This window comes from Frischella japonica, assembly GCF_014489845.1.
Lineage (GTDB): Bacteria > Pseudomonadota > Gammaproteobacteria > Enterobacterales > Orbaceae > Frischella > Frischella japonica.
Genome location: NZ_JABURY010000005.1, coordinates 24791 through 50694 on the forward strand (window position 1 = coordinate 24791; position 25904 = coordinate 50694).

At 35.6% G+C, this 25904-nt stretch carries 20 protein-coding genes; 9 read left to right on the forward strand and 11 right to left on the reverse strand.

What is annotated here, in order from left to right; genetic code table 11:
• Positions 1-141: 141 nt before the first annotated feature.
• Complete coding sequence (gyrA, locus tag FcAc13_RS01225) at positions 142-2817, forward strand: DNA topoisomerase (ATP-hydrolyzing) subunit A (RefSeq protein WP_187754384.1); 2676 nt, start codon at positions 142-144, stop codon at positions 2815-2817.
• Between the two features lie 80 nt (positions 2818-2897).
• Positions 2898-4226, forward strand: a complete 1329-nt coding sequence (gene gltP / locus FcAc13_RS01230; RefSeq protein WP_187754385.1) for a glutamate/aspartate:proton symporter GltP — start codon at positions 2898-2900, stop codon at positions 4224-4226.
• A 960-nt stretch (positions 4227-5186) separates the two neighbouring features.
• Here the strand turns inward: gltP and FcAc13_RS01235 are convergent.
• From FcAc13_RS01235 to FcAc13_RS01280, 10 genes are all read right to left on the reverse strand, one after another.
• On the reverse strand, positions 5187-5981 hold the full coding sequence (locus tag FcAc13_RS01235) for an ABC transporter ATP-binding protein (RefSeq protein WP_187754386.1): 795 nt from the start codon (positions 5979-5981) through the stop codon (positions 5187-5189).
• Positions 5978-6928: an ABC transporter permease gene (locus FcAc13_RS01240; protein ID WP_187754387.1), complete on the reverse strand. Its 951-nt coding sequence runs from the start codon at positions 6926-6928 to the stop codon at positions 5978-5980. Before FcAc13_RS01240 ends, FcAc13_RS01235 begins: the two co-directional genes overlap by 4 nt.
• A gap of 64 nt (positions 6929-6992) precedes the next feature.
• On the reverse strand, positions 6993-7976 hold the full coding sequence (locus FcAc13_RS01245) for an ABC transporter substrate-binding protein (RefSeq protein ID WP_187754388.1): 984 nt from the start codon (positions 7974-7976) through the stop codon (positions 6993-6995).
• A 281-nt stretch (positions 7977-8257) separates the two neighbouring features.
• Positions 8258-9229 carry an ABC transporter substrate-binding protein gene (locus tag FcAc13_RS01250; RefSeq protein ID WP_187754389.1) on the reverse strand — a complete coding sequence of 324 codons (972 nt, stop codon included), beginning with the start codon at positions 9227-9229 and terminating at the stop codon, positions 8258-8260.
• Positions 9230-9297: 68 nt separating this feature from the next.
• Positions 9298-11214: an SEL1-like repeat protein gene (locus tag FcAc13_RS01255; protein WP_187754390.1), complete on the reverse strand. Its 1917-nt coding sequence runs from the start codon at positions 11212-11214 to the stop codon at positions 9298-9300.
• Between the two features lie 19 nt (positions 11215-11233).
• Positions 11234-12163 (reverse strand): formate dehydrogenase accessory protein FdhE, encoded by a 930-nt coding sequence (fdhE, locus tag FcAc13_RS01260; RefSeq protein WP_187754391.1) that lies wholly within the window; start codon positions 12161-12163, stop codon positions 11234-11236.
• Positions 12164-12313: 150 nt separating this feature from the next.
• Positions 12314-12997, reverse strand: a complete 684-nt coding sequence (locus tag FcAc13_RS01265; protein WP_187754392.1) for a formate dehydrogenase subunit gamma — start codon at positions 12995-12997, stop codon at positions 12314-12316.
• Positions 12990-13955, reverse strand: a complete 966-nt coding sequence (fdxH, locus tag FcAc13_RS01270) for a formate dehydrogenase subunit beta (RefSeq protein ID WP_187754393.1) — start codon at positions 13953-13955, stop codon at positions 12990-12992. The genes FcAc13_RS01265 and fdxH overlap by 8 nt, the downstream gene beginning before the upstream one ends.
• A gap of 19 nt (positions 13956-13974) precedes the next feature.
• Positions 13975-17052, reverse strand: coding sequence for a formate dehydrogenase-N subunit alpha (gene fdnG, locus FcAc13_RS01275; RefSeq protein ID WP_187754394.1), 3078 nt, complete (start codon positions 17050-17052; stop codon positions 13975-13977).
• A gap of 218 nt (positions 17053-17270) precedes the next feature.
• Positions 17271-18221, reverse strand: coding sequence for a Kdo(2)-lipid IV(A) acyltransferase (locus tag FcAc13_RS01280; protein ID WP_187754395.1), 951 nt, complete (start codon positions 18219-18221; stop codon positions 17271-17273).
• 222 nt (positions 18222-18443) lie between these two features.
• Here FcAc13_RS01280 and mutM point away from each other — a divergent pair, with 222 nt between their 5' ends.
• From mutM to FcAc13_RS01315, 7 genes are all read left to right on the forward strand, one after another.
• A complete protein-coding gene (gene mutM / locus FcAc13_RS01285; RefSeq protein ID WP_187754396.1) occupies positions 18444-19253 on the forward strand; it encodes a bifunctional DNA-formamidopyrimidine glycosylase/DNA-(apurinic or apyrimidinic site) lyase in 810 nt (269 codons plus the stop codon).
• 81 nt (positions 19254-19334) lie between these two features.
• On the forward strand, positions 19335-20237 hold the full coding sequence (locus FcAc13_RS01290; RefSeq protein ID WP_187754397.1) for a LysR family transcriptional regulator: 903 nt from the start codon (positions 19335-19337) through the stop codon (positions 20235-20237).
• A gap of 108 nt (positions 20238-20345) precedes the next feature.
• Complete coding sequence (locus FcAc13_RS01295) at positions 20346-21176, forward strand: shikimate dehydrogenase family protein (protein WP_187754398.1); 831 nt, start codon at positions 20346-20348, stop codon at positions 21174-21176.
• Positions 21177-21221: 45 nt separating this feature from the next.
• Positions 21222-22061, forward strand: coding sequence for an aldo/keto reductase (locus tag FcAc13_RS01300; protein ID WP_187754399.1), 840 nt, complete (start codon positions 21222-21224; stop codon positions 22059-22061).
• A 69-nt stretch (positions 22062-22130) separates the two neighbouring features.
• Complete coding sequence (locus tag FcAc13_RS01305; protein WP_187754400.1) at positions 22131-22484, forward strand: Aca2/YdiL-like domain-containing protein; 354 nt, start codon at positions 22131-22133, stop codon at positions 22482-22484.
• 269 nt (positions 22485-22753) lie between these two features.
• The gene (gene aroL, locus FcAc13_RS01310) at positions 22754-23269 is read left to right on the forward strand and encodes a shikimate kinase AroL (RefSeq protein ID WP_187754401.1); all 516 of its coding nucleotides are present in this window, start codon (positions 22754-22756) and stop codon (positions 23267-23269) included.
• 414 nt (positions 23270-23683) lie between these two features.
• Complete coding sequence (locus FcAc13_RS01315; protein ID WP_187754402.1) at positions 23684-24880, forward strand: MFS transporter; 1197 nt, start codon at positions 23684-23686, stop codon at positions 24878-24880.
• Positions 24881-25147: 267 nt separating this feature from the next.
• Here FcAc13_RS01315 and FcAc13_RS01320 read toward each other — a convergent pair whose 3' ends face one another.
• Positions 25148-25576: an NUDIX domain-containing protein gene (locus FcAc13_RS01320; RefSeq protein ID WP_187754403.1), complete on the reverse strand. Its 429-nt coding sequence runs from the start codon at positions 25574-25576 to the stop codon at positions 25148-25150.
• Positions 25577-25904 lie beyond the last annotated feature (328 nt).

Here is a 25904-nt window from a genome sequence, read left to right on the forward strand (position 1 = left end):
ATGATATTTTATATTAAAAATGCCAGCTTTAACCTGTTATCCCGACTGATTTAATTTAACTATTTCACTGCCTAATTTGTTAAAATTATGATATAATTTCAGATAAATTTATTTATTTTTATCAAGAGAGAAAGTGGTTCTATGACCGAAGTATCAACAACAGAACTCGCCAGAGAAATTACACCTGTTAATATAGAAGAAGAATTAAAAACATCTTACCTTGATTATGCAATGTCGGTGATTGTAGGACGTGCATTACCTGATGTCCGAGATGGTTTAAAACCCGTTCATCGACGTGTACTTTTTGCGATGAATGTTTTAGGTAATGACTGGAATAAAGCTTACAAAAAATCTGCGCGTGTTGTCGGTGATGTTATCGGTAAATATCACCCTCATGGTGATACCGCGGTTTATGATACGATTGTCCGTATGGCGCAACCTTTTTCATTACGTTATATGTTGGTTGATGGGCAAGGTAATTTTGGTTCGGTTGATGGTGATTCTGCTGCGGCAATGCGTTATACCGAAATTCGTATGGCAAAAATTGCTCATGAATTATTAGCCGATCTGGAAAAGGAAACAGTTGATTTTGTCCCTAATTATGATGGTACAGAACAAATACCGGCAGTGTTACCAACGAAAATACCTGCATTATTAGTTAATGGCTCCTCTGGTATTGCTGTGGGTATGGCAACCAATATTCCACCACACAATTTAGCCGAAGTCATTAATGGTTGTTTGGCATTTATCGAAGATGAAAACATCACGGTTGATGGTTTAATGGAGTATATTCCAGGACCAGATTTCCCGACTGCGGCAATGATTAATGGTCGCAAAGGTATAGAGGAAGCTTACAAAACGGGTCGAGGTAAAATCTATATTCGATCAAAAGCGGAAATTCAGGTTGATGATAAAACCGGACGTGAAACCATTATTGTTCATGAAATTCCTTACCAAGTTAATAAAGCAAAACTTATCGAAAAAATCGCTGAATTGGTAAAAGATAAAAAAATAGAAGGTATTTCGGCATTACGTGATGAGTCTGATAAAGATGGTATGCGTATTGTTATTGAGATTAAACGTGATGCCGTAGGTGAAGTTGTTTTGAACAATCTTTATTCCTTAACGCAACTACAAGTTACCTTTGGGATTAATATGGTTGCCCTTTATAAAGGACAACCTAAATTGCTTAACTTACGCGATATGATTGAAGCGTTTGTGCTACATCGTCGCGAAGTGGTGACACGTCGTACTATTTTTGAGTTGCGTAAAGCGCGCGAACGAGCCCATGTTTTAGAAGGTTTAGCTATTGCATTAGCAAATATCGACCCGATCATTGAGTTGATACGTGCCGCAGCAACTCCAGCCGAGGCGAAAGCTAAATTATTGGAAAAAGCTTGGCAATTAGGTAATGTCGCTTCAATGCTTGAAAAAGCTGGTAACGATGCTGCTCGCCCAGAGGATCTTGCTCCTGAATATGGGATTCGGGATGGTTATTATCATTTATCTGATGCGCAAGCTCAGGCAATTTTAGAATTACGTTTACATCGTTTAACTGGGCTTGAGCACGAAAAAATTCTCGATGAATATAAACAATTATTGACGCAAATTGCTGAACTATTGCATATTTTGGCTAATCCTCAGCGTTTAATGGGAGTTATCCGCGAGGAATTAGAAAGTGTTAAAGCGCAATTCCAAGATGCCAGACGGACAGAAATTACCGCAAGCAGCGCTGATATCAATATTGAAGATCTCATTGCTCAAGAAGATGTGGTCGTCACACTTTCACATCAAGGATATGTTAAATATCAGCCATTATCTGATTATGAAGCACAACGTCGTGGCGGGAAAGGTAAATCAGCAACTAAAATCAAAGAAGAGGATTTTGTTGAAAAACTTCTTGTTGCCAATACACACGATACTATTCTTTGCTTCTCAAGTCGAGGGCGCTTGTATTGGATGAAAGTTTATCAATTACCAGAAGCTAGCCGTGGCGCAAGAGGGCGTCCGATCATCAATTTACTGCCGTTGGAAGCAAATGAACGCATTACGGCCATTTTACCAGTTAGAGAATTTGATGATGAACATTGTGTCTTTATGGCGACAGCACAAGGCACGGTTAAGAAAACATCACTGATCGAATTTAGTCGTCCACGTAGTGGAGGCATTATCGCTATTAATTTACGTGATGATGATGAATTAATTGGGGTTGATTTAACTAATAATGATCCGTTGTCAGTGATAGAAGATGACGAAATCAATGACGATGTTATCATTGAAGAGATTGAATCTGAAGATGAGGAAACAACAGAAATCTCTACTACGGAAGATATCATGTTATTTTCTGCTAATGGTAAAGTTGTTCGTTTCCCTGCTAATAAGGTACGTGCTATGGGGCGGACTGCTGCTGGTGTTCGTGGTATAAAACTTGATCATGATGACAAAGTCGTATCTTTAATTGTACCTCGTGGCGATGGTGCGATTTTAACGGCTACCCAAAATGGTTATGGTAAACGAACCGAACAAGCGTCTTATCCGACAAAATCACGAGCGACTAAAGGTGTTATCTCAATTAAAGTCAGTGAACGTAATGGTCAAGTCGTGGGTGCAGTTCAAGTCGAAGAAACGGATCAAATCATGTTGATCACTGATGCTGGAACATTGGTAAGAACACGAGTTAGCGAAGTGAGTATCGTGGGTCGAAATACGCAGGGTGTAACGTTAATTCGTACTGCTGAAAATGAAAAAGTTGTCGGTTTACAGCGTGTTGCTGAGGCTGAAGATGACAGCGAACTTAATCAAAATGATGAGGAATAATGCTCATCCCCGTTTGAATAGAGCAATAAAAGATTACTGTAAACAGATCTTTTATTAATAATTATCGGAAAGGGAAAGATATGTCATTAATTTTAAAAAAATTTAGTAAAAGTCTCGCTTGGCAAATATTGTTTGCTTTAATTTTTGGAGTTATTGTTGGTACATTATTACACAATATTTCTGCCTCAGCTCATCCATTAAATAGTTATTACCAATTCATGATCGAGAATATTTTTGGACCAGCAGGGAAAATCTTTATTAAATTGATTAAAATGATCGTGTTGCCGATTATTTTAAGTACCTTAACATTAGGCATTGCTGGTTTAGGTGGCTCTAAACGATTAGGTACGCTTGGTTTTAAAACTATTTTATATTTTGAGATTATTACCACAATTGCGATTTTATTAGGTTTATTATTTGGTAATTTATTTTGCCCTGGAGAAGGTGTCAACTTAGAACAATTGACTCAAGCGGATGTTTCAACCTATATTTCAAAAAGTGCCGAAATGAGTGAAAAACCGCATGGACTCATCGTCATGATTTTGGATATGATTCCTGCTAATATCTTTAACGCCATGACAAATGGTGAAGTATTACCGGTTATTTTCTTCTGCGTATTCTTTGGTTTAGGGCTAATGAATTTACCAGATAAACAACGCCAGCCGTTTATTGACTTCTTAAAAGTCATTTCTGATACCATGTTTAAAGTCACTAATATGATTATGCTTTATGCGCCAATAGGCGTCTTTGCTTTAATGACGGTAACGATTGCTAAATATGGTTTCGCATCATTAATACCATTATTACAGTTAGTTGCTTTGGTATATTTAGCGATGGTGGTTTTCACACTGGTTGTACTCGGATTCGTCTGTAAGTTATGTCATTTCAATATTTTTATGTTACTAAGAATTTTAAAAGAAGAGTTAGTTATTGCTTTTTCAACCGCAAGTTCTGAAACGGCATTACCGAAGATTATCGAGAAAATGGAAGCGTATGGTGCACCAAAATCAGTAACTAGTTTTGTCATTCCTACCGGTTATTCATTTAATCTTGATGGTTCAACACTTTATCAAAGTATTGTCGTGATATTTTTGGCACAATTATATGGTATTGATTTATCGATCATGCAGCAAATTATTATCGTTATTACTTTAATGATTGCTTCAAAAGGTATTGCTGGTGTACCAGGTGCGTCAATCCTAGTTCTTGCTGCAACACTTGGCAGTGTAGGAATTCCTTTAGAAGGTATTAGCTATATTATGGGTGTTGAACGTATTTTAGATATGGGACGTACTGTTGTTAATGTCGTCGGCAATGCATTGGCAGCAATTGTTATTGCGCGTTGGGAAGGATTGTTTGATGACAAAAAAGCCCGAGAATATGAAAAAGAATATTTCTTAGCAAAATAATATTATTGTGATAAAAACCAGCTTAGCTGCTGTATTAGAATAAGCAAGTTGGTTTAGAGCTATTCTAATTTTGTTTAGTATTTTTAATTAATTCTTTTATTTGTGTAGTGATTATTTCGGATCTTAATATCTGAAGTGCTATATCTAACACATATTACCAATATTTAAATCGAGGGCTAGCGAGCCCTCAATGTACTCTGTTATCCCCCACAAAATAGATGACTACGATATATATTTTAAACAATAGTAATTGTTTCGGTATTGATAGTTGGCGTACTATATTTAACATTCTAGCAATCCTAAATTAAGGGCTAGCGAGCCGCCGATGTGATCTGTTACCCCCACAAACTAGATGACTGAGTTACATATTTTAAACAATAGTGAATGTTTCGAAGGTTAATATCTGATGTGCTATATCTAACACATATTACCAATATTTAAATCGAGGGCTAGCGAGCCCTCAATGTACTCTGTTAACCCCCACAAAATAGATGACTACGTTATATATTTTAATCAATAGTAATTGTTTCGGTATTGATAGTTGGCGTACTATATTTAACATTCCAGCAATCCTAAATTAAGGGCTAGCGAGCCGCCGGTGTACTCTGTTATCCCCATAAACTAGATGACTGAGTTACATATTTTAAACAATAGTGAATGTTTCGGTATTGATAGCTGGCGTACCATATTTAACATTCTATCAATCCTAAATCACGGGTTAGCGAGCCGTCGGTACTCCTCTTGTTAACAAATTTTTTCAATAAGCTTTTATATCAGTTTTATACGCGTAATAACGTGGTGATAGTTTAAAAAGGTACTTAAAATAAGCCAAGTGGGAAATTAGCTTTAATACCGTATAACCATGTTACGAGGTATAATAAAAAGAATCAAAACCACCTAATCAGGTGGTTTTTGTGGTTCGAATATCAAATTGCCAGTAATATTAGTGGTAAATAGTAATTAACCTAATAACAGTGTATCATCAGTCACTTCTTCGCCACGCGTTTTTTCAAACTTTGTAAGTAAGTCAGCAACAGTTAGTTTTTGGCGTTCTTCACCAGATACATCTAATACCACTCTACCTTGATGTAGCATTACAGTACGTGTACCATAATGTAAAGCTTGTTTCATTGAATGGGTCACCATCATTGTCGTCAATTTATTTTCTTTAACAATTTGATTAGTTAATTCTAAAACAAACTGAGCTGTTTTTGGATCTAATGCGGCAGTATGTTCATCAAGCAATAAAAGCTTAGACGGTTGTAAGGTTGACATCAATAGGCTTACTGCTTGTCGTTGCCCTCCTGATAGCAATCCCATCATATCCGATAAACGATTTTCTAACCCAAGATCTAAAACTCTCAATTTTTCTCGGAATATGTCAGTCATTTTATGATTTAACGCTGGTATTAAACGGCTTCTTTTACCACGATTATAGGCAAGAGCCAAGTTTTCTTGGATGGTTAAATTACCGCACGTACCTACCATTGGGTCTTGAAAAACACGTGCGACTAAACCCGCTCTACGCCATGCGGGTAAATGGCTGACATCTTTTTCATTGATAATAACATAACCGGAATCAGCAATTAAATCACCACTGATAACATTTAATAGCGTACTTTTACCCGCACCATTACTACCAATAACCGTAACAAATTCCCCTTCTTTAATATTGAGGTTTAAACCACGTAAAACATGATTTTCTATCGGTGTATTAGCATTAAAAGTAAGTTGCAATTCTTCGACTTTTATCATGCGGATTTACCTCTTTTGCTTTTCCATTTTTTTAACTGTTTTGGTAATACCAACGCTAAAACCACTAAGATAGCCGTGATCAAATTTAAATCTTCACTGCCAATACCAATATCTTTTAATAATTCATTACCTAAGGCTATCGCAATAAATAAGCGATATAAGATCGAACCAAAAATGACGGATAACGTGATTGCCCACATCCGTTTAGCTGAGAAGATGCTTTCACCAAGGATAATTGATGCAAGACCAATAACAATCGTTCCAACACCGATAGTAATATCAGCGCTTCCTTGTGTCTGGATAAATAATGATCCACCCAATGCAATTAAGCCATTAGAAATCGCCATACCTAAAATGACCATTCGACCAGTTGCAATACCTTGAGCTTTTGCCATACGTTGATTGGTACCTGTAGCACGTAATGCTAAACCTTTTTGAGTATTAAGAAAGGCGTTTAATAAAAACCAAATAGCGATCACGAATATGAAAACTAGCAGTGGTTGTACAATATATTGATTGGTAGCATCCTCATTAATAAACGGACTAAAAATAGTATTAGTACTAAGCAGGGGTAAATTAGGTGATCCAACCCAAGTGTCCATTTCATCATTAAGGTATTTACCTAGTCCTAAGATCCGTAAATTAATGGAATAAAGACCAATCATAACAATAATACTGGATAGTAACTGTAAAATATTTAAACGGACATATAACCAACCAGTCATAATTCCAGCAATACAACCACCAACAGTACCAAAAAATGTTGCAAGCCATGGATTGATGCCTAAGTATAAACATAAACCACAAATTGCCCCCCCTAACGGGAAACTAGCATCAGCAGTCAGATCAGGGAAATCTAACAACCGAAATGAAATAAATACCCCAAGACTCACAATGGCGTAAATGAGGCCTATCTCTAACGAACCGAGAAAAAATTCAAATGACATGAGTTATATATCCTAATGAATTTGCTTATTAATGGATTAATAAGCAATAAAACAAATTAATTAATCAATCAATAATTTTAGCCGCCATTTGTAATACTTCATCAGAAAGTGTTACACCTTGTTTTTCAGCTGCTTTAGGATTAATGACCAATTGGGTTACCTCACCAACTTGTGGCGCGATATCACCAGCTTTTTCACCATTTAAAATACGAATCACCATTTTACCTGCTTGACGACCTAAATCATAATAACTCATTCCTAAAGCAGCAGTAGCGCCACGAGCTGCAGAATCTGGATCTGATGCAATAAGGGGAATTTTTGCTTCGTTTGCGACTTTAACCAATGATTCATAAGCGGAGATAACATTATTATCGGTTGTCGTATAAATTAAATCTACTTTACCTTTTAAACTGCGTGCCGCGGTTGGAATATCTGAAGTGCGTTGAGCTGGCACAGAAATAATTTTGATATCGTGTTGAGCTAAGCGTTGTTGTAATTGCTTTAGTACAATTGTGGAATTAATTTCGCTTGGAGAATAGACATAACCAATCGACTTTGTTCCGGGTTTAATTTTCAACATCATATCAATTTGGGTATCGAGTGATAATGCATCGGATACACCTGTGATATTGGTTTTCGAAGGTTGCCAGCTCGGTGTTAATTTTGCAGCTACAGGATCTGTTACGGCGGTAAAAATAATCGGAATCGTTTTGGTTGTTGCTGCTAAGGCTTGGGCACTAGGTGTCGCAATGGCAACAATCACATCAGGTTTACTAGCAGCATATTGTTTAGCAATTTGCGCAGCATTGGCACTACTTCCTTGTGCGCTTTGATATTGTAGTTTTAAATTTTCACCATTAATATAAGAATTCGCTTTTAATTCATCTTCAACGCCTTTTCTCACATTATCTAATGCTGGATGTTCAACAATTGCAGTAATGGCAACATATTTAACATCTTTATCAGCAGCCCAACTATTAAACGGTGATATGACTAAACAAAAAGCCATACTTATTATTGAAAGCAATTTAATTTTTAAATGGCTCATTTTATTTTCCTGTAAAGTTATAAATACAACAGTAATTTAATAATGACTACTATAGTATAAATTTAGCTGTTTATCTAGCATTGAAACAAAAACATGTTGTAACATTTTATTTACACTATTATCAATACTAGTGATTTTATCAACTTTAATTGGTTTGATTATCTATTAGGCTTACTTGGTTGATTGCAAGTTGTAATAATCGTTTAGGATATAAAGTATTCAGCGTAAGTTAGTTTACTTACACTGATTTTAGATTAGGGTAACAAAAGAATGGGTGAAAATTAATTTTCAACAACCACTTTATAAGCTGATTGAATTACCTCTGGAGCAATTTTAATACCTAAACGTTTAGCCGCCACAAGATTAACAATTAAACGCAACTCCTTGCCAATTTCAGGCGTGATATTACCGACTTTTTCGCCTTGTAGAATTCGCGCAACTAATTTGCCAGATTGTCGACCTACGTCATAATAGCTCATACCAAACGCAGCGGTAGCTCCGCGCTCAATTGCATCGGGAAACGATGCTAAGAGTGGGATTTTGGCTTCATTTGCGACTTTCACTAAGGATTCGTATGCTGAAACAACATTATTATCGGTCGTGGTATAGATTAGATCCACTTTGCCAGCTAGACTTTTGGCTGCAGTTGGAATGTCTGCCGTTCTTTGAGCAGGAACGGCGATAAATTTAATTCCTTGTGCTGGTAATAATTCTTTTAACTGTTTCAAAATGATAGTTGAGTTAATTTCCCCAGGGCTATAGACATAGCCAACCGATTTTAAATTGGGAACAATTTTTTTCATAAAGGCAATTTGAGGTTCGACTGCTTGATAATCTGATACACCAGTAATATTGCTGCCAGTAGGTTGCCAGTTTTTTATTAATTTTGCAGCAATAGGATCGGTAATGCCAGCAAAAACCAACGGGATTGTTTTTGTTGATGCGGCAACGGCCTGTGCACTTGGTGTAGCGATAGCAACAATCACATCGGGTTTACTGGCAACAAATTGTTTAGCGATTTGCGCAGCATTGGCACTACTTCCTTGTGCACTTTGGTACTGAACGATTAAATCTTTACCTAAATGATAGCCTTGTGCACTAAGCTCGTCCTTAACTCCATCTCTAATTTGGTCTAAAGAAGGGTGCTCGACAATTGCGGTTATTGCAATATGTTTAACATCGTTTGCATATACACATAATGAACTGGTTAATATTATACCTAAAAATAATTTTTTAAAAAAAAGGTTGATCATAAATATCTCTATACTAGTACAATAATGATACATTGTAACGAGATTACAATTAAATGTTAAGTGTTTTATCAGTTCAAATATTTTTGTTTATATTCCTCAACTAGTTTATTCGCTTCGGCAATTTGTTCAGTAGATAATTTTATTCTGATTAATTTTAATAGTTGAGTCGCATCCTTTTCACCATTTAATTCTGATAATGTTGCCCAAGCGTAAGCTTTTACCATTGATGAAGAATTATATTTATCATTCGAATGATATAACAGGCTAGCTAAATTATATTGAGCTAAAGCATTATTTTTTTCAGCTGCAAATTTAAACCATTTTAAAGCGCTAGCATATTTTTTTTTGTCTTGATAAATGGTAGCTAGTTTATTTGCCGCAAAACTATTCCCTTGATAAGCTTTACTAGTATACCACTCAATTGCTTTATGGGGTTGGTTGAAATCATTTTCATAAATATTACCAATGGCATTAAGCGCATCATCATCACCATTCTCAGCTGATTTTTCATACCATTTTAAAGCGAGAGCTAGATTTTTTTCTATCCCTCTACCTTGATAATAAGCATTAGCTAAATTATATTGAGCAATTGTTTCACCTTGTTCGGCTGCTTTTTGATACCAATAAAATGCTAAACGTAAATCTCGTTTAACACCGTAACCATTATCATATAAATTAGCTAAATTATTTTGTGCATATTCATTTCCTTGGTGGGCGGCTTTATCATAATAAATGTAGGCTTTATAATAATCAGGCTTGATTGCCCCATAACCGTACTGGTAAAAATAACCCATTCTAAATTGCGCGTTGGCATAATTTTGTTCGGCTGCTAGTTGATACCATTGTATGGCCTTATTAGAATCCTTTTCCACACCTGTACCATATTCATATAATATTGCTAAGTTATTTTGCGCAATCGGTTGATCTTCCATGGCCGCATTACGGTACCAATAAAAGGCTTTGGAATAATCTTGTTCAGTGCCTTTACCTACATCGTACATGTAACCGACATTAACCATTGCCGTGATATTGCCCGCATTAGCAGCTTTTTCATACCAATAAAAGGATTTTTTTTCATCAATTTCAGTTCCGTAGCCATAGTTATACATTCTTGCCAAATTTAATTGACTGAGTGTGTTATTCAGTTCTGCTCCTTTTGTGTACCAAGCAAATGCTTTTGCATAATCTTGTGTTACTGCTGTACCCTCTTCATAGAGTTCGGCTAATAAATTCATCGCCCGTGTGTATTTTAGTGCCGCAGATTTTTCATACCATTGCATCGCTTTTTGAATATCCAACTCACAACCACGACCATATTGATACATCAAACCTAAATTGGCTTGGGCTATACTATTACCCAGTTCGGCAGCTTTTTGATACCAAAATAACGATTTTTGATAATCTTTAGTAACATATTTACCTATCTCATAGAAATACCCCAAGCTATTCATGGCATCGCTATTATTTAATTCGGCGGCTTTTTCATACCAATAAATGGCTTGTGATGCATCGATATCTTGATAACTATTCCCTTCCGCATAAATGACGGCCAATTTAAACTGCGCGTAACTATTATTTTGATTGGCGGCAGCTAAATAATAGGGTAAAAAATCATATTGGTGATTGTTCTGCTCCACTTGTTGTAAAGTATCTTTTAAAGGATAGGCTTTTTGAAACCAATACCAAGCTTGGTCAAGATTTATCTGTGTTCCAATACCATTTTCATAAAAATAGGCCAGATTAAAGGCAGCAGGTTGATAACCTTGAATGGCGGCTTTTTGATACCAATAAAAAGCTAATTCTTTCTCATGAGCAGTTGCTACGTAATTATCATTTCTCAGAGCTAGCTCAAACATCTCCTTTGGGTCAGTAATATTCTGTTGCTCAATCGGGATATCGATGATCTGATCTTTTTCAATATTCGCAAAAGCCAAAGTTGGGAGTAAGTTAATAATTATTAAAGTTTTAATCAATAAATTAGGCATAGCATCCACATCTGATTAATTATTGTTCTGCTGAAAATAATAAAGTATTTATGCCACTTTTGGCAAACCCTAATTGTTCAGTTTCTAAATCTAATATTAAAGAATTAACATCATCGACCACGATATCTAAATCTGGATCATGCTCTTGATTAAAGAGTTTTAGGTAACTATGACACTTTTCACAGCATTCAGTTTTAATAGCAGTAAGAACCTGATCAAGAGAATAATAACTAATATTTTCTAAATTATCACAACATGTGCATTTCGCACGTGGAACATACCATTCACTTTCACATAGGCTACAATGTAAATAGCGTAATCCCGCATGTTGACCAATATGAATAATACTGGCAGTTGGACTACTTTGACAAACAGGACATTGCCAGCATTGTTCAGCAGTATTTGCGGTTGCTTTGCCTGAAAGTTGACTTGCAAGTTGGGTATAATATACGGATAGGGCAGACCAAATAAATAATGATTCGTTACTATCGACTTGCAAAAAATGCCCAGACATCAGTTGTTGTGCCTTAGCTAATAAAACTGTTTTAGTATAACCAGTGAGTTGCTGACGAACATTATCAATTTCAGATGTGACTGATTTGGTAGCACTTAATATATAGTACAAATAGTCGATCCATTTAGTATCCAACGGTAAATTTTGTAACGATAAAGGGGAACAATCCAATTTAGCTGCTTGTTGCACCAGTTGATTAAGATCATATTCTACTGCATCTTGTAGGATAATTTGTGCCTGAGCATAGACAATTTTATGGCAAAATTGAAGATAATCACTTAATGGGCTATCGGCAATCAGTTGTTCGATACGAGCAATGCGGTGCGAGTATAGTTGTCCAGTTTTTGGGTAATAGACTAACGGAATGTTAGGCATAATACTGGTTTTATGATTGGGTTGTGTTAACTGTTCTTGTGGAACAATTTTAATGCTCATAATAAACCTATTTTATTAAATAATACATGGATGAAACAACATTCGGGAATAAGTATTATTTTTATCTTTCTTTTTGGGAAGATTTTCAATGTCCTATTACCTTATATTTTTATTGTTGTTAATCTAACTTCAGCATCATAATACTGGCTTTTATTGACTATTTTGTTGCACATTGGATTGTGCTTGTTTGGTTTTTTGTTCTTCAAGATATATTTTATTCATTTCATCATGATACCATTTAGAATGGTTCTTTCTGGCCCATGCTCGTGAGACATAGCCAGATATCATACCTTTAACCGAGCCTTTAACCCAGAAAGCCATATAGGCATGACCTATGATCAGTAAAATTAAACCAATTGCTGCTAATGAATGAAAAAAGATGGCCAGTCTCAGTATATCGATTGGAAAGTATTGAGCAAAATAACGACGCCACATGATGATTCCCGTAATCATTAATACGGTGATCAGGCTCATAATACACCAAAATAAAATTTTTTGACCAGCGTTATATTTACCGATTGGAATATCTTCAGGCTCTTTTCCTGCAATAATACGATTAATATGTTTTAACCAACGAACATCATCGCGGTTAGGAATATTGTGGTGTGCTAATCTGATTAACATAAACATTAGTAAGATAAAAACTATGCCACCTAAAAAAGGATGTAATTCTCTGACTAATTGTGGCGTACCTAAAACTAAGCCAAATGCTTTGATCGAAGGAAAGAATAGCGATAAGCCCGATAACGCGGTTAGGATAAACAGAATGACGATGAAAACATGACAAAACCTTACTAATAAAGGCGTTCTTAATAGCATATCCTGCTTATTCATGGCGATTTTCCTCGATTATTGTTGATGTTGTTTTAGCATTTTTAGCATGAAAGGCTTTACGAGCTTGATGTTCGAACTCTTTTTCGCGTTCAACATCGTCTTCTTCAACTTCAATCGGACCTACAGCCATATAATGGAAAACTAATCCAGCAAAAGTGGCAACAAAAGCCGCTGCAGAAATCGGTTTCCAGGCACCTTTCCAAAATTTGACGATTTCACTAATGTGAGGGTTATTTGGTAATCCATGATATAAGCTGGGTTGATTAGCGTGATGTAATACATACATCACATGTGTTCCTCCAACTTGTTGTGGATTATATAAACCAGCATTTTGAAAACCACGATTCTTAAGATCAACAATTCGCTCATCGGCATAGGTGATCATATCCTCTTTAGTGCCAAAATGGATCGCACCAGTCGGACAAGTTTTAACACAAGCAGGCTCTTGTCCTACGGCAATTCGATCGACACATAGTGTACATTTATAAGCACGATTATCTTCTTTGCTAATTCGGGGGATATTAAATGGACAGCCAGCGACACAATATCCACAACCGATACAGTGTTCAGATTGAAAATCGACAATTCCATTGGCATATTGAATAATGGCGCCTTCAGCGGGACATGATTTTAAGCAGCCAGGATCGCTACAATGCATACAACCATCTTTACGGATCAACCATTGAAAATGGCCATCGACTTCTACTTCAGAATAGCGCATTACCGTCCAAGCTTTGGGAGCTAAATCCCTTGGGTTATCATAGACACCAACGGTATCACTAATTTCAGCTCGCAGATCATTCCATTCACTACACGCTACTTGGCAGGCTTTACAACCAATACAGGTTGTAACATCGATAAGCTTAGCCACTTCTTGCTGAAATTCACGCGCTTTTGGCGCAGGAGTAAGACGATTTGTTGCTGAGCGTTTGATAATGTCTTGAGTTTGTAATGACATAATTATGATCTCCAATCCACTAAGCGATCGAAGTTTCGCTAGAAACTTTCTCGATATTGACTAAAAAGGTTTTATATTCGGGGGTTTGCGAATTAGCATCACCAAGATGAGGCGTTAACCCATTGACTAAAAAGCCTTTTTGGGTTTGTCCCGTAAAGCCCCACACAATAGGAATACCAATTGTTTCAATCTGTTTGCCATCTACAGTTAGGGTTGGTAAACGTTTAGTTACTACTGCTTTAGCTTTAATATAACCTCGGTTAGAACTTACCTTAACGGTATCACCAACCTTAATGCCTTTTTGTTTTGCTAAATTCTCACTGATTTCAATAAATTGTTGTGGTTGAATAATGGCATTGAGTCTGGCATGTTGGGTCCAAAAATGGAAATGTTCAGTAATACTATAAGTCGTGCCCACATAAGGGAATTGTTCAGCTTTACCTAAACGCACCAAATCTTCGTCAAATATTCGTACTGCGGGACTATGGATTTGCTTTGGATGCAGCGGATTGGTATTAATAGGCGTTTCAAATGGTTCATAATGTTCTGGAAAAGGACCATCGACAAGACGGTTTAAGCAAAATAGACCACCTAAACCATCATTATTCATGATAAATGCGCCGGCTTTTGTATCGGGTGACAGCGTGGTCGGGAAGTCAGGAATATCATTTCCTGTCCATTGGTTACCATTCCACTCTATTAATAGTTTATTCTGATCATATGCTTTACCATTAGCATCGGCTGAGGCGCGGTTATAGAGTATTCGGCGATTCATTGGCCATGCCCATGCCCAACCAGCATGGATACCTTTACCAGATGGATCGGTAGGATCGCGACGTGCCATTTGATTACCTTGTTCAGTCCAGCAACCGCAGAATATCCAAATGCCACTTGAAGTTGTGCCATCAGCTTTTAATTGTGCAAAACCGCTAAGCAATTGGCCTTTTTTAACGGTAATATTTCCATTGTCATCTTTTAGATCAGCTAACGCATAGCCGTTATAATCCTTGGCTAGTTCTTCAGCAGAAGGTTCATTGGGGATAGAATAATTCCAACTTAGATTATGGATGGGTTCTTGACCTGGCCCACCTTCTTCTAGATAAAGTTCTTTAATTCGTAAAAAGATACGCGCGATAATTTCTGGATCATATTTAGCTTGAGCTGGGGGGGTTGCAGCCGCCCAATGCCATTGTAATAATCGTGAAGAGTTGACTATCGTGCCATTTTCTTCAGCAAAACAGTTTGCCGGTAAGCGGAAAACTTCCGTTTGAATTTGGCTAGGGTCAACATCATTAGATTCACCATGGTTTTGCCAAAAGACTGCTGTTTCCGTTGGCATAGGATCGATACTAACTAAGAATTTAAGTTTTGATAATCCTTCGCGTACAGCATTTTTATCAGGTAACGCGGCCAAAGGATTGAAGCCCTGACAAATAAAGCCATTAGCTTGCCCATCGCGCATCATCTTACTAAATTGCAAAACATCGTAGGTTTTATCCCATTTAGGTAGCCAATCAAATCCCCAGCTATTTTCAGCCGTTGCCTTTTCGCCATACATAGATTTCATAAAACTGACAAAGAATTTTGGATAATTTCCCCAGAAGTTTACTTCTGATGGTCCAAGTGGCTTAGGGGTTTTTTCAGTAAGATATTGTTCTAAGGTTAGCTGTGAATCTTTTGGTAATTCAAGGTAAGCAGGAAGACGATTAGATAATAATCCTACATCCGTTAACCCCTGAATATTCGAATGCCCACGTAAGGCATTAATACCGCCACCCATTACACCAATATTGCCTAACAACAGCTGAATCATGGCGGCAGTTCGAATGATTTGCGTACCGTAGCTATGTTGGGTCCAGCCTAAAGCATAGAGAAATGTGGCTGCGCGATTATTGGTTTTAGTACTAGCAAGTGATTGGCAGACATGAATAAAATGCTCAACTGAGCTTCCTGTTATATTATTGACAACCTCGGGCGTATAACGGTGTACATGTTTTTTTAACAGATTCCAAACACATCGTGGATGTTGTAACGTTTCATCACGTAATGCGTAACCTTTTTCATCAAGCTCATAGTACCAACTTGTTGTATCATAGTGACGAGTATTTTCATCGTAACCACTAAATAAGCCTTGGTTTTCATCAAAATTAAAATCTTCTCTCACTATTAAACTGGCGTTAGTGTGTGTAATCAGATAGTCGTAATTGACGTCATTGTGGCTAATTAAATAATTAATAATCCCTAATAGAAACGTGATATCGGAACCGGAACGAATAGGTACGTAAAGATCAGCCACTGAAGCAGTTCGTTGGAAACGCGGGTCAATCGCAATGAGTTCAGCGCCATTATGAATTTTTGCTTCCATTGCCCATTTAAAGCCTACCGGATGTGCTTCGGCGGCATTACCTCCCATGACGATAATCACATCAGCATTTTTTATATCATTCCAGTTGTTTGTCATTGCACCACGACCATAAGTGGCAGCTAAACTTGATACCGAGGGACCGTGGCAAACACGGGCTTGGGTTTCAAGACTGAGCATACCTAATGCACGTGCAACTTTAAAAGCGAGCCAACCGGTTTCATTACTGGCTGCTGAGGTGACTAACCAACCGGTCGTCGTCCAACGATTAACGGTATTACCTTGCTCATTTTGCGCAATAAAATTTTTATCGCGATCTGCTTTCATTAAACGAGCAATGCGATCGATTGCTTCATCCCAGCTAATTGATTGCCATTTATCGGAACCTGGGGCACGGTATTGGGGATATTTAACACGATTTTCACTTTTGATATAATCCAATACACCAGCACCTTTAGGGCATAAAGAACCACGACTAACTGGATGATCAGGATCGCCTTCAACATGAAATATTGATGATACAGCGTTTTTAGCACCATCACCCCGACTATATAGTAACATCCCACAACCAACCGAACAGTAAGTACAGTTATTACGTGTTTCGCTAGATCTTAGTAATTTATATTGACGCGTTTGCGCTAGCGCAACATTCGGAGAAAAACCAAGCGTTGCTACGGTTGTTCCTGCCATACCACCAGCACAGATCTTAAAGAACTGTCTACGGTTAAATAGCATATCTGCTCCTTACAAAAATGACATTTGCTAATTATTGCTTAATTTTTATTTATTATAGAAAGTATTATAACCATTATTTTTGTAATGATAATCGCTATATCTCAGAAAAAAGAGCATAAAGCATTTATTTACATTTAATAGATAAAGGTGTATCAAAAAAATTCCAATAAAATGATGTGGATACAAATTGCTATTAGATTAATAGTGACCAATTTTTTTTAATGTTTTTGTACTAAAGTGGTATATAGGGAAGGTTCACCTTGTGGACGGGTTTTAAAACGGCGATGTAACCACATATATTGTTCTTTAGCTTGTAGGATTTCTTGTTCAATAACTTTATTCATAAAGGTTGCTGCTGCAACATCATCATTTAATGGAAAATCTTGTATTGGCATGGCAACTTTCACAACATATTGTCCTTCAAGCTCTCGTTTTGGAGTGAAAGGAATAATGACTGGTTTTCCAAGTTTAACTAATATTGAGGTACCTACTGTCGTGGCTGCTTTATCTACCGCAAAAAAAGGTGCAAAAACACTATTTTTTCGACCATAATCATGATCAGGGGCGTACCAAACGATTTCGCCGTTTTTTAATGCACGAATCATCCCTTTTGTGTTATGACGATCTAACATATATTTATTGGATTTTAACCGGCCTTTTAATTGCACATAATCTAATACTGGATTATCATTTGGGCGATATACTCCCACTCCAGGATGGTTCATACCAAGAATTCGGGCACCTAATTCTAAGGTTAGGAAATGAATACCAATTAATAAAACGCCCTGTTTATTTTTTTGCACTTGTGTAATGAATTCATCACCTATAATACATGAATGTTTTTTAAGGCGTTTATCTGACCAAAACCAGGCCATACCGGTTTCAAAAATAGCTAAGCCTGTAGAAATGAAATTCTCTCGCAATAATTTTTCTCGTTCATTGACAGATAAATGTGGAAAACATAATTGTAAATTTTGTCTGGCAGTTTCTCGGCGTTTAGTCATCACTTTTTGACCCAGCAAACCTAAACTTTTCCCCAATTGATAAATGATTGGGTATGGTAATAAAACTAATGTATAAAAAATTCCAATACCAAGCCATGTTAACCAGTGTCGTGGATGAAGTAATGTTTTGCTAAATTTAGCATGAATCTCTTGATTATTGCTCATCTCTTTCCAAATGATAAAAACTTTTGATCTTTAATCCAAAGCATTATATCGAAAATCCATGAAGCAAGCAAAATGGTTACCAAGTATTTGTAAAAACAATATTAGAGGGAATTGTTTGATTTACATGTACTATTTATTCATTTTATACCGTGTTGTACCGGATTAGGTAATCATTTAAAGTTATGTTAGGATTGCCATAATCATTATAAGTGAGTATTTGTTATGCCAGAGTTACCCGAAGTTGAAACCAGCCGATTAGGAATTCGCCCTTATTTGCTACATCAAAAAATTCATAAAATAATCGTTCGTCAGTCTAAATTACGTTGGCCGATTGATAAAGATATCGTTCAAGCTGAAGGGCATTTGATTGAAGATGTGCAGCGACGTGCTAAATATATTTTAATCAAACTTGCCATTGGATGGATCGTTATTCATTTAGGTATGTCTGGGAGTTTACGAATTTTAACAGAGGATAAAGTTGCTGCAAAACATGATCATGTTGATTTAGTACTGGAAAATGGTGTGATTTTACGTTATACCGATCCTCGGCGTTTTGGTGCATGGTTGTGGACACCTTTTTTAGAATGGTTACCACAATTAGCAAATCTAGGGCCAGAGCCGTTAAGCAATGATTTTAATGCTGTTTATCTTCAGCCCCTTTTAGAAAAGCGCAAAGTACCGATCAAATCGTTGATCATGGATAATCATGTTGTTGTTGGTGTTGGCAATATCTATGCGAGTGAATCACTATTTATGGCAAGAATATTACCAACTCGTTTGGCAAATACGTTAACGGTTGTCGAGACTACACGACTTGTACAAGCAATTAAACAAGTGTTAACAAAATCTATTGAGCAAGGTGGCACAACGTTACGTGATTTTGCGCAATCTGATGGTAAACCGGGATATTTTGTCCAGCAATTACAGGTCTATGGTCGGGCAGAATTAGGCTGCTTCATTTGCAATACGCCTATTAAATCACAACGTATAGGTCAACGAAACACGTTTTATTGTGAGAATTGTCAAACATAATATGAGCTATTGTAAAATGGATAAAATAGTGATACAAGTCTTATTCTTGTCTGTAAATCAATGATTAGAGTGAAATATTCAATGAATATCAAACAGCTTAAATATTTTCAAATTCTTGCTAAGAACCAACATTACACTTATACCTCGGAATATTTTGCTATTAGTCAACCTAGTCTTAGCCATGCGATTGCTGAGCTTGAAAAAGAAGTCGGTATTAAATTATTTCAAAAAAAGGGGCGGAATGTTGAATTAACTAAAGAAGGGGAACAATATCTTTCTTATGTTAATCAAGCATTGCAATCACTAAATGAAGGTGAACAATTTGTTAAAGAATTAACCAGTATTTCACATGGACACATTCGACTCGCTTTTGTTTATTCATTAAGTATGAGCTATGTGCCGAAAATTATTCATGCCTTTACCGAATTAACGGAATATAAAAATATTTCATTTTCTTTTTATGAAGATCTCAGTAGTAATATTGTACAACAGTTAAAAACTAAGCGTTACGATATTGGACTCTGTTCTTATTTACATAATGATCCTGAAATTGAATTTACTCGTTTAGCTAGACAAGAAATTGTGTTTATCATTTCAAATAATAATCCGTTATCTAAACGTAAAAAACTTGATTTAAAAGATATTGTTAATGAACCGGTGATTTTATATACCGAACGGAGTGGAATGCAAGGCTATTTAGATAATATGATTGCTGAATCAGGAGTGAAATTAAACAATATTATTAGTCGGGTTGAAAGTGAAAATGCGATGATTGGACTTGCTTCGATAAACTATGGCATAGGTATGATGATCAAAGTACCGGTTCCAGAAGAAGCCAATGTATCATTAATACCAATGAATAAGAATCGCCAGAAGCGTGAGATCTATATCGCAACAGTGAAAAATAGGCCGTTAATGCCGGTAGCACAAAAATTCTATCGTTTTTTAACGCAATATTGTGGCGACAGTTTTTTTAATAGTTAAATTTGTGTTATTATCTATTGATATTATGAATAGATAATCTAATTTTTATAGATAAATTTCATATATATTATTAATGAAATATAATTATTTGGATAAGAAGGTCATTTTATGAGTCAGTTTAAACCTTATGATATTTATGGCATTATTGGCTATCCGTTGGGACAAACATTAAGTCCTCTCATTCATACCACGTCTTTTAAAGATCAAAACATTCCAGCTGTATTGGTAGCTTGGCCAATGCCTCCTGAGCAAGTCGAAAACTTTGTTAAATCTGTACGTTTATTAAATATTCGGGGGTGTTGTGTAACGATTCCTCATAAACAAACGGTTATTCCATTTTTAGATGAAGTCACAGATCGGGTTAAAAAAGTGGGTGCGGCTAACTTAATTTATTGGGATGGTAATAAGTTATGTGGTGACAATACTGACGTTAAAGGCTTTATGGAACCTCTTGAAAGAGAACCTTTACCAAAAACTTACCAACAGATTTTATTACTGGGTGCTGGCGGTGCGGCACGAGCGGCAGTCGTTGGTTTACAGACCCTTGGTTATACTGATATCACGGTAACAGATATTGTTGATGATTTACCAAATGCGTTAGCCAAAGAATTTTGTTTAAAAACCGTTAAATGGGAACAGCGTCATACTGTTGAAGCACAAATCATTATTAACTCAACGCCACTAGGTATGTTGGGTAAATTTGAAGGTCAAACACCTTATCAAGCCGATTGGTTTAAAGGTGAAGGCGTCGCATATGATATTGTTTATACTCCTTATTATACTCAATTCCGTTTAGATGCGGAGAAAGCAGGCTGGAAATCCATTTCTGGTCGTGATATGTTTATTGGACAAGCCAATGAACAGTATAGGATATGGACGGGTCAAGATTTATCTGCCAATGCAAAGCAAGCGGTTATCGATGCTTTAGCAAATAAATAATGGCTTGTATTGAGCATAATCAAACACAAATGTGGTGAGATAACGATGACACAATTCATAAAACAAGTTACGTTAAGTAATGGCGTAGCACTTGCTCAATTAGGATTTGGTACCTTTAAGATTGTTGATTCTAAAGAGGCAAATACTGCCATAATGACAGCATTGGAAAATGGCTATCGTTCTTTTGATACAGCACAATTATATAACAACGAAAATATCCTTGGTGACGTTTTCGCTAATTGTGGTGTACCAAGAAAGGAGCTGTTTTTGACGACTAAAGTCAGTAATAATAACCAAGGCTATGCACAAACGCTAAGATCGTTTGAGCAATCATTAAATGATTTAAAAACCGATTATATTGATCTATTTTTAGTACACTGGCCATTAAAAAATCATTTCTTTGCTACCTGGAAAGCACTAGAACATATTTATGAAAACAAAATGGCTCGCGCGATAGGTGTCTGTAATTTTCATCAATCCCACTTTGAATTGTTGAAAACGCAAGCAAATATCAAACCAATGATTAATCAAATAGAAATTCATCCTTACTTAGTTCAACAAGAACTTATAAATTATCTGCAAACTGAAAATATCGCCATTGAGGCGTGGAGTCCTTTAGCACGTGGTCGAGTAAATGATGATCAGCTATTAATCAATATCGGTAATAAATATCAAAAAACACCTTCGCAAGTCACATTATGTTGGCATAAACAAAAAGGTATAATCGTTATTCCTAAATCGGTTAACCCACAACGTATTGCGGAAAATACACAAATCTTTGATTTTGAGCTTACTACCGAGGAAATGCAAAAAATTGATCAGTTAAATGAAGGTTTTAGAACCGGACCTAACCCAGATAATGTTTATGAAAAAAATGGCTTTTAGTGTTTGCTAAATTAATGGCGGTTTGATTCTTATCGATTGGAATAATTTAAAATTCGTTGGAGAGTATCTATGACTAATATCGAACTACAGGCCTATCGACGTTTTTTTATGTTAAAAGTCGCTGAAGCGAGTGAGTTTATTGGTAATACCACTGCCGAAGTCTGGCATAATTGGGAACAAGGAAAAGAGGCTATTCCTAATCACGTTATTGAAGCGATGAAAAATCTCAAAAAGCGTCGGCAAGATAAAATTGCAGCGATTATTGCAGATATCAATAATCGCATTGGCAGTAACAATATCCGTTATTTTTTAACCTTTGCCGATTTTAAAAAAATAAATCCATCGCTTACCGTGTTGGATTGGCGACTACATCAATCTATTGCAACTGAACTCTACTTTAGAGGTCTTGAGGCATTGTGTTAATTTTTTGTCAAAATTGGCCAATCAAATCGACTAAAAATGGGTATTTAATGTACCCATTTTATATCCTTTTATATAAATTTATTCTAAAATTAATGAAAAATCTCTATTTCAATATTGTGTAAAGTATTTTTTACACATCAATCATCTTATAATTCATTGATAAATATGGGTTTTAATGTAATTAAAATAAGGTGTAAATATTAGTTGCAATTATGGTTTTTATGAATAACATAGTATTATTATTTTAATAATCATCTGAGACAATTAGCATGAATAAAACCATTTATTTAGTAGGAGCGAGAGCAGCAGGTAAAACCACAATGGGTCGTTTACTGGCTGAGAAATTAAATTACTCTTTTGTTGATACAGATGTTTATCTGTTTGAAACAACTCATCGCACGGTTGCTGAAATTGTTGAAAAAGAAGGATGGGAAGGCTTTAGAAAACGTGAAAGTCAAGTTTTGAAAGATGTGACTCAACCATGCCGAGTCATTGCAACAGGTGGTGGCATGATATTAGCAGAACAAAACCGACAATATATGCAAAAAATGGGGATTGTGTTTTTTCTTTCCGCGCCAGCAAAAATTCTTGCTCAACGATTAATGAAAGATCCTAACGTGGCACAGCGTCCATCATTAACGGGATTATCGATCGTTGATGAAATGGAAAAAGTGTTAGAAGAGCGTCATCATCTCTATATGGATTCGGCAAGTCATGTGGTTAATGTTGATTGCGAAGAGATGCAAATATTAGGTCAATTCCTTGATGCGCTCAACATTGACTAGAGATTGATGTGAAAAGAATTGCTAATTCTTATATTTTAAACAGAGATTTAGTAATCATCTATTAGACCGTCTAAAAAGCGGAAGTTTCATAAATTATAAAGTTATTTTAACATTAGCTATGGGTCATTGTGAAATTCAATGACTCATTAATAATAAAATTAACCTGTTATAAATACGTTAATCTTGCAATTAAGTTCTGAAGAATAAATAAATATTCAGGTCTAAAGTGTGTCAATTCCACATCTGCCAAAAATTTACCTATGTAATTGTTTTTTTATAGTATAACAATTCATTTTAAAAAAAATCACTTTTTGTAAGGTCTTTTTTCTTTTATAAATAGCGGTTAACCGCTAATATTGAGCTAGTTTATTTCAAAAGAATTTTATATTTAAATTTATTATGGGGTATTGAATAATGACTAACAATGTAAACTCCTATTCGATAGCAGGATCGATTTATGCTAATTATATCATTCAAAGTATCGCTTTGATTGTAATTATGCAATTTTCAGCTGAAATTTCAAAACAATTTGGAACCGATCTAATTGGCGTGGGTTATATAGCATCAGGAATAGGATTTGGTAAAATTTTCTTGATGTTTATTGGTGGTATTTTATCCGATATATTTGGTCGTAAACCCTTCATCTATCTTGGCATGTGCTGTTATATTATTTTTTTTATAGGTTTGCTATTTTGCCATGATATTGAAACTGCCTTTTATTTAGCGATGTTTATTGGTGCAGGAAATTCCTTTTTAGATACGGGTTCAATGCCTGCTCTCACTGAGTGTTTTCCGCGTTCAGCCGGTACCGCAAGTGTTTTAATAAAAGCCTTTATTTCAATTGGTACTTTAGTTCTGCCATTTATTGTAACCGTTTTCCATATTTATCAGCTTTGGTATGGTTATGCTTTTATAGGGTTTGTCGTTTATTTGTTAATCAATTTATTATTTTTGCTACCAAGAACCTTCCCTTCCTCAAATACCGTAATTTGTAGCGATAAAGGTGAGAGTAATTACTTTATTGGTAAACCGAATTTTTGGTTTGAAGGAATTTGTTTAATTATTATGGGTTTTACTACGACGGCAACGTTTGTCATAATTTTACAGTGGTTACCAGCGATTGCTGAAAAAGGTATTGGTATGGATGAGATATCATCTAAACAATTGATTAGTTATTACAGTACGGCATCAATTATTTCCGTTTTCTCTACTGCATATATTGTCAAAAAATTTGTAAAACCGATTTATTGCATCATAATATTACCATTGCTTTCAGTTGTGATTTTATCATTGTTCTTAATGAATTTAACACCTGCTATGAGCTTTTTTGTGGCAATCGGCATGGGACTAACAGCTGCTGGTGGCGTGTTACAATTGACCTTAGTGGTTATGCAACAGTTATTTCCCGATCGTAAAGGATTGGCTGTGGGTACCATGTACACATTGAGTGGATTATCATTTGTGGTTATTCCATTAGTAATACCAAAATTAGCGGTGACGAATGTTAGTTATGCCATTTTAGTTGATCTTATTATTGCCTTAAGTAGTGTAATATTAGGTGTCATTGTTTATTCACGCTTCAAAAAAGTGGTTGATATGAATAAGATTTAATCGTCTGTTATTGACAAGCATTTATCACTAACAGAAAGCATCCGAATCAAATAGGATGCTTCTTTATTACTGAAGAGTATAAAAAAAGCAAGCAATATATCATTTTTACTACGGATAGAGATTATTTTTGAGCTTTTTTAGTAAAATAGATTATGATTAATATCTTGTTAATTTTGCAATCAACCTAAGCTACAACTAACTATCTGGTCGTAATATTATCTCTAGAAGATATAAATAATAACAATTAGTTGCTCACTGAATCGATGATTAAATATCTTCTCGATAGGCCATGTAGTTTTTTTGTTGAATTAAAAAATTGACAATACTCCTTGGTTTAATCTTAAAGTGTTTTGCATGACTATGTATATTAATCCAGAAAAATTCTCGTTTAATATTATTTTCATGGTAAGTAAGCTGATTGTGATAATAGCCTTTAAAAATCACTAAGGTTTCTTCAATTTTTTGATTATTTAAAATATAAAAATTTTCGATTAACCCTAAAAATACCAATTCATTAATATGGATACCTAATTCTTCTAGTAATTCTCGTTTACAGGTTTCCATATAATCTTCATTATTTTCTTTCTCGCCACCAGGTAAAATGAGATAGTCATCATCATTTTCTCGAATAAATAGATATTCGCCGTAACGATTTTCAATAACAGCAGCTACTCTAAATTTCTTGTTTGTTTGCATAACCGTTCACTATTCAATTGCAATATCAGTAAATTTTTAAATCATTGGCATTAATTTTGCTGGTAACTGAATCATCAAAAAGCTTTTATGAAATTTGTTTAAACGTTCATTGCCAGATTGGTTAATTATTCTGCATTGCCTTGATAATTATATTATCGCAAATCAACGAAAAACTGTAATAAAATTAATCCATTAAGGGATTTATATCGATAGTGCTGCTATCTTTTCTAACCAAGTTTAGTGCTGGTGAATTGCGAATATTTACGGGAAGTGTCGATTATTTAAAACGGGGTGACGAGTCATTGGTGATAAAATCTAACTTTGCTTG